Annotated in this window: 10 protein-coding genes; 7 read left to right on the top strand and 3 right to left on the bottom strand. The window is 60.9% G+C overall.

Features of this window, described 5'->3' with window-relative positions:
- The 4 genes from ACQY7U_RS19835 to prfH all read left to right on the top strand — a co-directional run.
- Window positions 1-1388, top strand: a 1388-nt coding sequence (locus ACQY7U_RS19835; RefSeq protein ID WP_428648255.1) for an NADP-dependent isocitrate dehydrogenase, incomplete at its 5' end; no start/stop codon positions are given.
- A 195-nt stretch (window positions 1389-1583) separates the two neighbouring features.
- A complete protein-coding gene (locus ACQY7U_RS19830; RefSeq protein WP_428648252.1) occupies window positions 1584-2150 on the top strand; it encodes a hypothetical protein in 567 nt (188 codons plus the stop codon).
- A gap of 304 nt (window positions 2151-2454) precedes the next feature.
- Entirely contained in the window at window positions 2455-3651 is a 1197-nt protein-coding gene (locus ACQY7U_RS19825; RefSeq protein WP_428648249.1) for an RNA ligase RtcB family protein, read from the top strand.
- A complete protein-coding gene (gene prfH, locus ACQY7U_RS19820; protein ID WP_428648246.1) occupies window positions 3648-4283 on the top strand; it encodes a peptide chain release factor H in 636 nt (211 codons plus the stop codon). Before ACQY7U_RS19825 ends, prfH begins: the two co-directional genes overlap by 4 nt.
- A 60-nt stretch (window positions 4284-4343) precedes the next feature.
- On the opposite strand, the gene ACQY7U_RS19815 is transcribed toward prfH, so the two are convergent.
- Complete coding sequence (locus ACQY7U_RS19815) at window positions 4344-5294, bottom strand: AraC family transcriptional regulator (RefSeq protein WP_428648243.1); 951 nt, start codon at window positions 5292-5294, stop codon at window positions 4344-4346.
- A 182-nt stretch (window positions 5295-5476) separates the two neighbouring features.
- On the opposite strand from ACQY7U_RS19815, the gene ACQY7U_RS19810 reads away from it, so the two are divergent.
- A complete protein-coding gene (locus ACQY7U_RS19810; protein WP_428648241.1) occupies window positions 5477-5848 on the top strand; it encodes a hypothetical protein in 372 nt (123 codons plus the stop codon).
- A 194-nt stretch (window positions 5849-6042) separates the two neighbouring features.
- Window positions 6043-6528 carry a YHS domain-containing (seleno)protein gene (locus tag ACQY7U_RS19805; protein WP_428648238.1) on the top strand — a complete coding sequence of 162 codons (486 nt, stop codon included), beginning with the start codon at window positions 6043-6045 and terminating at the stop codon, window positions 6526-6528.
- A gap of 39 nt (window positions 6529-6567) precedes the next feature.
- On the opposite strand, the gene ACQY7U_RS19800 is transcribed toward ACQY7U_RS19805, so the two are convergent.
- Both ACQY7U_RS19800 and ACQY7U_RS19795 read right to left on the bottom strand, forming a co-directional pair.
- Window positions 6568-6954, bottom strand: coding sequence for a hypothetical protein (locus tag ACQY7U_RS19800; RefSeq protein WP_428648235.1), 387 nt, complete (start codon window positions 6952-6954; stop codon window positions 6568-6570).
- On the bottom strand, window positions 6951-7415 hold the full coding sequence (locus ACQY7U_RS19795) for a cupin domain-containing protein (RefSeq protein ID WP_428648233.1): 465 nt from the start codon (window positions 7413-7415) through the stop codon (window positions 6951-6953). The genes ACQY7U_RS19800 and ACQY7U_RS19795 overlap by 4 nt, the downstream gene beginning before the upstream one ends.
- Window positions 7416-7523: 108 nt before the next feature.
- Here ACQY7U_RS19795 and ACQY7U_RS19790 point away from each other — a divergent pair, with 108 nt between their 5' ends.
- On the top strand, window positions 7524-8468 hold the full coding sequence (locus ACQY7U_RS19790) for a LysR family transcriptional regulator (protein WP_428648230.1): 945 nt from the start codon (window positions 7524-7526) through the stop codon (window positions 8466-8468).
- The last annotated feature ends 255 nt before the right edge of the window (window positions 8469-8723 follow it).

The raw sequence follows: 8723 nt of genomic DNA, 5'->3' as shown, positions 1-8723 counted from the left end.
ACGTCTTCGACAAACATGCCGCCACCTTCACTGAGCTCGGCGTCAATCCGGATCTCGGCATCGGCGACCTGGAAGCCAAGGTCGCGACCCTTCCCGCCGACAAGGCCGCCGAAATCAGCGCCGACATCAAGGCCGCCCTCGACAACGGCCCGGCCATGTACATGGTGAACTCGGACAAGGGCATCACCAACCTGCATGTCTCCTCCGACGTCATCATCGACGCCTCCATGCCGGCTCTCATCCGTGCCGGCGGCAAGGGCTGGGGCCCGGACGGCAAGGAAGGTGACGCCAAATGCGTCATCCCGGACAGTTCCTATGCCGGCGTCTATTCCGCCGTCATCGATTTCTGCAAGGCCAACGGCGCGCTGGATCCGTCCAAAATGGGCACCGTGCCAAACGTCGGCCTGATGGCCCAGAAGGCCGAGGAATACGGTTCCCACCCGCAGACCTTCAAGGCCCCTGCCGACGGCACCATCCGCATCGTCGATGCAAGCGGCAACACGCTTATCGAACATGCCGTCGAAGAGGGCGACATCTGGCGCGCATGCCTGACCAAGGACGCGCCGATCCGCGACTGGGTCAAGCTCGGCGTCACCCGCTCCCGCCTCTCCGGCATGCCGGGCGTCTTCTGGCTGGACAAGACCAGAGCCCACGACGCGGAACTGATCAAGAAAGTCGAGGCTTACCTGCCGGAGCACGACACCTCCGGTCTCGATCTTCAGATCATGGCTCCGACCGAGGCCGCGAAATACTCCACTGAGCGTATTGCGCGTGGGCAGGACACCATCTCCATCACCGGCAACGTGCTGCGCGACTACCTGACCGATCTCTACCCGATCCTGGAAGTCGGCACCTCGGCCAAGATGCTCTCCATCGTGCCGTTGATGAACGGTGGCGGCCTGTTCGAGACAGGCGCAGGCGGCTCCGCGCCGAAGCACGTCCAGCAGCTCATGGAAGAGAACTACCTGCGCTGGGATTCCCTTGGCGAGTTCTGCGCCCTCGGCGCGTCACTGGAACATCTCGCCAACGTCAAGGACAATGCCAAGGCTCAGGTTCTGGCCGATGCGCTGGACGGCGCCATTGAAAAGCTGCTCGACAACGACAAGTCACCGGCCCGCCGGGTCGGCGGCCTCGACAACCGCGGCAGCCATTTCTACATCGCGCTTTACTGGGCCGAGGCCCTGGCGGCGCAGGACAAGGACGCGGACCTGAAGGCGCATTTTACCCCGGTCGCCGAAGCCCTTGCCGCCAACGAGGAGAAGATCGTCGGCGAACTCAACGGCGTCCAGGGCGTCCCGGCCGATACCGGCGGCTACTACCACGCCCCGCAGGCAAAGGTTGACGCCGTCATGCGCCCGAGCGCAACGCTCAACGGCATCATCGGTTGATCTGCTCCGACATGAATAGGTAGAAGAAGGGCGGCTCCGGCCGCCCTTTTGTTTGTGTCAGGGAGTGCAGCTAACGTGTTCACCGGAAAAAAGGAACAATATCCGGTCGTCCGGAATGGCGCCGGAGAAGAATTCCCGCTCTTTTCGCAGACTGAGGACACTCATTCTCCGAAGTGGTGGCCGGATACGTGCTTTTTGGTCCACGCACTCAGCGAAGGCGATTTTTCGACTCTGCGCGGCGGGATCCAGTTGATCGACGACGAGCACGAACCCGTCTTCATGACCGGACCGGGCAGCGTCACGAACGAAATCTATGCCCGGCTGGAACACCTCGGCTACATGAGCGTCACGGAAAAGCCCCTGCCCGAAGAGCTGCAGGGACATCTGGTCGAACGCGGCTTAACCGACTACGGCAAAGAGCATGTCGCGGACTTCGTCATCGCGCAGCGCATCCAGTTGGATGAGCTCGGCGGCAACAGGGAACCGCTGGAAGAGTTCAGTAGAAAGTTTGAAAACCTGCGAGAGCATCACTCAGGATTTCCGCTCGAGGCCCTGCACACATTCCGGATGTTCTTCTCAGATCCCCGCTACGATTTCGAATTGGACCAGTCTTCAAACTATCTTTTCCGGCTCTACAAGATGCTCGGCATCGTGGAGATCTCCGATGAAGGTGTCGCACGTGCGACCCGCTTCGGTTCCATGAACGTGCCGTTCCTGTTCGATCTGCTCCTGAAGGAACGCGGCGGCACGACAAGACACTGAAGCCCTCGGGGCCGGCCGGGACCGCATGCAAAAGCCGTTGCACTCGCGCATCACCGGGCAACCGGATCGAAGGCGATTGCGCTTTCCGCTTGTGCAAAGCTCTCAACGAACCTATCTGACCGTCTACCGCAGCATGCGGTGTTATCTGATTTGAAGACGGGACATCCGGACATGACGACCATGCGCCGCGCGCCCAAAGGGGCCGCCATCCTTCGCTAAACCGCGCTAGCGGTGCGCCGGAGGCAGATCAGGGCAAGATCCTCTTGCACCTGTGGCTTTTCCTGTTTTCAAAAAGGTTCCCGACATGGGCACTTCTCAAAGGAATGGTGCGGCGCCGGACGGCTGCGTGGCACCCATCCATCGTTATTATTCCGACTGTGCATGGATAGAAGGCGCGGCGGAAGATCAACTCACTCTGGTTGCGGGCATGGCTGGCGTTTCAAGGGTCGCGGCTTTTCCGGACCTGCACCCGGGCAAGTACGGACCGGTCGGCAGCGCCATTCTCGCCGACCGGATCTACCCGCAGCTGATCGGCAACGACATCGGCTGCGGCATGTCGCTCTTTGCCCTGGGCCTGCCCCGGCGCAAGCTGAAGGTGGACAAGGCGGCACAAAGGCTTCGGGCGCTGGAAGGTGTCTGGTCCGGCGATGCCGCCGCGCGTCTTGCGTCGGAAGATCTGCCGGCCGGCCTGCACGCCCAGGCGCTCGGCACCATCGGTGGTGGCAACCACTTCTGCGAATTGCAATTCGTGGAAAGCGTATCCGATGAGGCCGCGCTGTCCGCCACGGGCCTGATCGGGGGCGATCTTGTGCTGCTGGTGCATTCCGGGTCGCGCTCGCTCGGCGTGTCTGTTTTCGGTTCCGTCCTCGGCAGTTTCGGCGGGCTGGCTCCGGACGGCAAACCGGGCAAGGCTTATCTAGCAGCTCATGGTCAGGCGGTGCGTTGGGCAAGTCTGAACCGCCGGATCATTGCGGAAAGGGCAGCCGAGGCCCTGCGTTGCGAGATCCGCCTCATTGCGGACGCTCCGCACAATCTGGTCGAGCGAAACGCGGGATGTTTTCTTCACCGAAAGGGAGCGGCCAAGGCCGATCTCCCCCTCGTTCCGCTTGCCGGTTCCAGGGATGCCTACAGCTATCTCCTGAAACCGCTTCACGCAGAGCCGGACGCCCTTGCCTCCCTGGCGCATGGATCGGGCCGCAAATACGACCGGCGGTCCATGACCGGGCGTGCGGGCACGACAAAGTCGGACAGGGAAACCCTTCAACGGACGTCCTTCGGCGGCAAGGTGGTCTGCGAAGACCTCCAGCTTCTGATCGAGGAGGCTCCGAATGCCTACAAGGACCCGGCACAGGTGCTGAAGGATCTGCAATCCTTCGGTCTTGCCGGGGCGGTAGCCCGCCTCCAGCCGCTGCTGACCTTCAAAAAGGCGGTCTCCGACATTCGAGAACCGGCTAGGCGGGACAAGCAGCGCCGCCTGAAAGAGCGGAGGGCCGCGCGATGACACGGCAGACAGCAATCCGCCTTCTGATCACCAGTGGCGATGGCCCGCACGAGTGTTGCCTGGCCGTCGCCCACGTCCTGCGACGGTTGGAACAGGAGGCACGGGATAAAAACCTCCTCTTCCGGGCGGAAATTCCCGGCAACTTGCCGGAGCCCCCCTCCGCCCTTGTCTCCCTGACGGGCGAAGGCGCGGAGAGGCTTGCCATGAGGTGGCGGGGAACGGTGCAATGGACCTGCCCAAGTCCGTTCCGTCCGCATCACAAGCGGCGCAACTGGTTTGTCGGTGTCTTCGGTGTGAGGGATGAGGACCATCCGGAAGCGGTCCTCGATTTGAAATCGCTCAAGGTGGAGACTTTCCGCTCCGGCGGACCGGGCGGCCAGCACCAGAACACCACCGACAGCGGTGTCCGGGTCACGCATACGGAAACCGGTGTTTGCGCCGTATCCACGGACGAGCGCTCACAGCATCGCAACCGCCAGGTCGCGCTCGACCGCCTGGCGGCCAAACTCATCCTGCAAGAACAGGAGAGGCTGGCGCGGGAAAAATCGACTCAAAACCTGCTCCACCGGCAACTGGAGCGGGGAAATCCGGTGCGCAGGTTCAAGGGTGTGCGGTTTTCGGAAATCTCCTGAAAAGCGGGGGCGGAAAGTCCGCCGCCCCGGCCCCTTCGCCTGTCCGGTTTCCAGCTCACCCTATCCGGCATGTATCGCATCCGGCGACCGCCTCACCTGGCCCGGCGTCTGGTTGAATTGCCGCTTGAAGGCCCTGTTGAAGGCAGCTTCCGAGCTGTAGCCGATCCGCTCGGCGATATCGATCAAGGGCAGATCCGTGTCGCGGATCTCCCGGCGCGCGCGCTCCATGCGCCAATGGGTGACATAGGCCAGCGGCGTCATGCCGACGAGGGAGGTGAAGCGTTCGGCGAAGACCGTGCGCGACATGCCGGCCTCGCGGGCCAGCGTTTCGACCGTCCAGGGTTTTTCCGGTTCCCGGTGAATCCGGGACATGCTTCGGCCGAGCTTCGGGTTCAGCACCGCCGCCAGACATCCCGCCCTGTCGCCCTCCCTGTCGACAAAGGTGCGCACCACCTGGATGAAGAGGATCTCAGTCAGCCGGTGGACAATGGCATCCGACCCCGGCATGCCGGCACGTACCTCGCTTGCCACGAAGCGCATGACCGCTTCCAGCCAGAAGGCATTCATCGTCTCGGTGTTGGGAACATGGATGACCGACGGCAGCGCCTCCAGGATCGGATGGACGGATCCCTCCTCGAACTCGAAATGGCCGCAGAACAGCTTGCAGCTCTGCTCCTCCTCCGGTCCGCCAAAATAAAGCGCCCCTTCCCCCGTATATCCGGACTGCTCCACCACCTCATCGACGCTGGCAGCGTTCCGGCCCAGTTCATCGCTGAGAACATGAGCAGCGCCATGCGGAATGACCGCGAGGTCGCCCGTTGCCAGGTAAAGCGGCTTGTCCAGCCCCTCGACGGAAAGCCAGCAGGCTCCGCGCATGGCCATGTGAAACCGCGCCACATTGCCGAACGCCGGCACCCTGACCGCCCAGGGCGGCGAGAAATTGGTGTGAAAATAGACCGATCCGCGCAGTTTCAGCGCATCCAGGATCTGGCTGAGGGCATCATTCTTCATGAGACTGCTTCCGGTCGCTTCAGATTGCATGGAGTGTGCGAAGCAATGCCCCCATGCGCAAGTCTCCCGGACGATCGATCAATTATTGAGGACTTTCGTACATGGATCAAACGGACAGGCACGAACATTCTTATGGCAGCGGGCTTGATGCCTGTTTCCCGCAACCAACTGGAGTTTTGAGAATGTCCTTCCGCTTTGTCACCAAGACCATGCACGCCTATCTGGATTATCCGGTCGCGCTGGCGCTGATCACCCTTCCCTATCTGCTGAACCTTGGCCAGTCCAACCCGATTGCGTTCTGGCTCTCGTTCGTCACCGGTCTGGCTGCGCTGGCCCTGACGATCCTCACCGACCACGAAACCGGCCTTATCCGGATCCTGCCCTATTCCCTCCATCTCAAGGTGGATTTTGCCGTTGGGGTCGTGTTTCTTGCAGCCGCATTCGCCCTCGGCTTCTCTGGCATCGATTTTGCATACTACCTCGTCAACGCCATGGCCGTCCTGACCGTCGTCGGTCTGCACAAGCCGGAGGAAACTCAGGCCCAGCCGGCATGATTGTCACGCGGCGCGCTCTGCCGAAGAAAGAACACCGGTTTCCAGCCGGTGTTTTTTTTACGCAGAAGGCCGGACGATCTGCAAATCTTGAGGGATCTATGAGCATGGAGAAGCCGCTCTCCAGGACGCAAGGTAGTGGCGGCCGGTGATCAACCCGGCCGGAACGACACTCAAGTCCATTTCAGGAGACCATGATGAACTTCACGAAAAATCTTGTTGCCGCCATGCTTCTGGCCACCGCAGCCCTTTCGGCGCCGGCTTTTGCCGCGGACGAGTACAATACCTCCAACGGCCTGACCGCCGCCGGTGCTCCCCTGGGCCTTCACGGCGTCGATCCCGTCGCCTTCGTCGACCTTGGCAACCGCATCGACGGCACCGCGAAATACACCGCCGTCCATGACGGTGTTGCCTATTATTTTGCCTCCCAGGGTGCGATGGACAAATTCACGGCCCATCCGGACGCTTATCTGCCGCAGAACGGCGGCTACTGCACCTTCGGCGTCAGTGTCGGCAAGAAGTTCGACGGCGATCCGCAGTTCGCTGCCATCGTCGATGAAAAGCTCTACCTCTTCCTCAACGAAGACATCTTCCGCGAGTTTCAGAAAGACGAGGCCGGTACCATCGCCAAGGCGGCGGCCAACTGGAAAAAGATCCGCTCGACCGGCGCCCGGGAGCTTTAAGGAAGTAAATCAGGCGCGCCGGTCGGCGCGCCTGATCCGTCACGAAGACTGCCGTTCCACCCCGGCCCCGTAACGCAGGACCGTATAAACGAACAGCCCCATGGTAAGCAGGGCGAGAACGGACCCGGCTTTGGCAAGCGTCTCGGCCCCCTGGCTGATTGCCAGCACGATGCCGGGCACAAGCACCAGAATGGTCGCCACGGACAGGACATAATGGATCCTGGCCAGCCGCGAGACAGCAGCAGCCGGGGTCAAGGCGTAATAGGCCCCGAAGACCGACATGGCGACAAAACCGATCAGATTCAGGTGCCCATGGGCGGGAGACAGGGTATGGTCCTGGGTGGCGGACATCTGAATTCCCCAGGCCATGCCGCACAGGGCGAAAACCGCACCTGTTGCGAAAAACAGGGTTGCAAGCGATCTCATGGCCGCCCCTCCCCGGCCACGCCGAGCGGCGGACCTGTAAGGGTCATGTGGTAGCGCCGTCCGCAGTCCTCGATGGCCGGCAGGTCCTCAGGTATCCTGTAGTTCCCCTTCGCCATTTCCTGAAAGAAACCTTCAAAACCGCCCGGGGTCAGGATGACCAGATGGCGGCACGGGACATCGCTGACCACCTGGAAGGTGTGCTCCTTGCCGCGCGGAACAAAGGCGGTCTCTCCGGGTCCTCTGACGAAGCTCTGCCCGTCCAGCCAGAACTCGCAGTCGCCCGTCAGGACAACAAAGGTCTCGTCCGCCTCGTGGTGGATGTGCCGGGGCGGACCGGACCTGGGCGGCGAAACGGAATCCGTGATGGACATCGAGCCACCACTGTCATCCGTTGACAGGATCGTTTTGTAGCTCACCCCGAGCCATTCGACGGTTCCGGGACCGAGAAGTGTGTCTAACATCGTTTCCCCCAATGGACAGATGGAAACGAAAGCGCTTTCGTCCCGGAACAACTAACGCAAAGTCATCTATATGAAAAATCTATTATTTATATATAATATATTACCATAATGAATTTATCTGGTTTCGATCTCAATCTGCTGAAGGTCCTGGACGCTCTGTTGCAGGAAAAAACCACCGTCAGGGCAGGCGAAAGACTGGGCCTCTCCCAGCCTGCCGTCTCCGCCGCCTTGCGCCGGCTGCGCCTGTCTCTTGGAGACGAACTTTTTTTCCGTCACGGACAGAAGCTGGAACCAACCGTTTTTGCCAAGTCCCTTGAAGACCCGCTGAGAAACCACCTTGAACAGCTCTCTGTACTGCTTCGTGGCCCGGACCCCTTCGATCCCGCAAAATCAACAGCAAGGTTCCGGATTTCCGGCAGCGACTTCTTCGCCGAGTTGCTGATGCCTGATCTGGCTGCCAGGCTCTCGGAGCGCGCGCCGGGCATGAAGATCCATCTGGTCGACCTGGTGCCGGACAACCATGTCGACACGCTTGTCGACTACCGGGTCGATCTCGCCCTGGTTCCTGCCCTGCCCCTTCCTGACTGGGTACAGAGCCGGCCGATGTTCCGGTCTTCATTCGCCGTCATTGCCCGCAAGGATCACCCCCGCCTGCAAAGGGCCGGCCTCGAACCCGGAGACAAGATCCCGATAGACCTCTTCTGCGATCTCGGACATGTTCTGTTTTCCCCCGAAGGCAACAGCCGGGCGATGGCCGACGATGCTCTGGCAACGGTCGGCCGGGAGCGGCGCGTGGTCATGACTCTCCCGGTTTTTTCCGGTGTCTATCGTGCCGTTGCCGGGTCGGATCTCATCGCCCTGCTGCCGACGCAACTGGCACATCATGTCGCTCCGGCAACGGGACTGAACGTCTACCAGCCGCCGATGCAGGTCGAACCGGCCGAAATCATCATGATCTGGAACCGGCGTTCAACCGCGGACCCCGCACATGCATGGCTCAGGGAAGAGATTGCAGGACTGGTCGAACCTCTCGACGTGACGGGTGGCGACTGACGGCCATAGGGAAAGGCGGCAAGACCTGGATTTCGGTTCCGGCGCGCCATGCCGCTTGCCGGGCCGCGCCAGTGCTCGTGCCTTATAGTTGAAATCGCCTGAAATCGGGAGAATATTTTTATTCGTTAACAGATGAATGACATGACCAAAGAAAGCCCGTTAATACTCGTAAACAAAAATGCTTAGATAAAATTTTACATATTTAGGGTGTTTGGAATAATTACTTGTAAATCATAAAACTCTGCGTAATCTGAC

Origin of the sequence: Roseibium sp., assembly GCF_050301095.1 — a bacterium.
Classification (GTDB): domain Bacteria; phylum Pseudomonadota; class Alphaproteobacteria; order Rhizobiales; family Stappiaceae; genus Roseibium.
Note: the sequence above shows the minus strand (reverse complement) of the source record. Positions and strands in the feature narration are given on the sequence as shown.

What these genes read in the sequence shown, in the direction of transcription:
- ACQY7U_RS19825 (WP_428648249.1), top strand. Translation starts at nt 2,455, where the DNA reads ATGGGCACTTCTCAAAGGAATGGTGCGGCGCCGGACGGCTGCGTGGCA.
- prfH (WP_428648246.1), top strand. Translation starts at nt 3,648, where the DNA reads ATGACACGGCAGACAGCAATCCGCCTTCTGATCACCAGTGGCGATGGC.
- ACQY7U_RS19815 (WP_428648243.1), bottom strand. Translation starts at nt 5,294, where the DNA reads ATGAAGAATGATGCCCTCAGCCAGATCCTGGATGCGCTGAAACTGCGC.
- ACQY7U_RS19810 (WP_428648241.1), top strand. Translation starts at nt 5,477, where the DNA reads ATGTCCTTCCGCTTTGTCACCAAGACCATGCACGCCTATCTGGATTAT.
- ACQY7U_RS19805 (WP_428648238.1), top strand. Translation starts at nt 6,043, where the DNA reads ATGAACTTCACGAAAAATCTTGTTGCCGCCATGCTTCTGGCCACCGCA.
- ACQY7U_RS19800 (WP_428648235.1), bottom strand. Translation starts at nt 6,954, where the DNA reads ATGAGATCGCTTGCAACCCTGTTTTTCGCAACAGGTGCGGTTTTCGCC.
- ACQY7U_RS19795 (WP_428648233.1), bottom strand. Translation starts at nt 7,415, where the DNA reads ATGTTAGACACACTTCTCGGTCCCGGAACCGTCGAATGGCTCGGGGTG.
- ACQY7U_RS19790 (WP_428648230.1), top strand. Translation starts at nt 7,524, where the DNA reads ATGAATTTATCTGGTTTCGATCTCAATCTGCTGAAGGTCCTGGACGCT.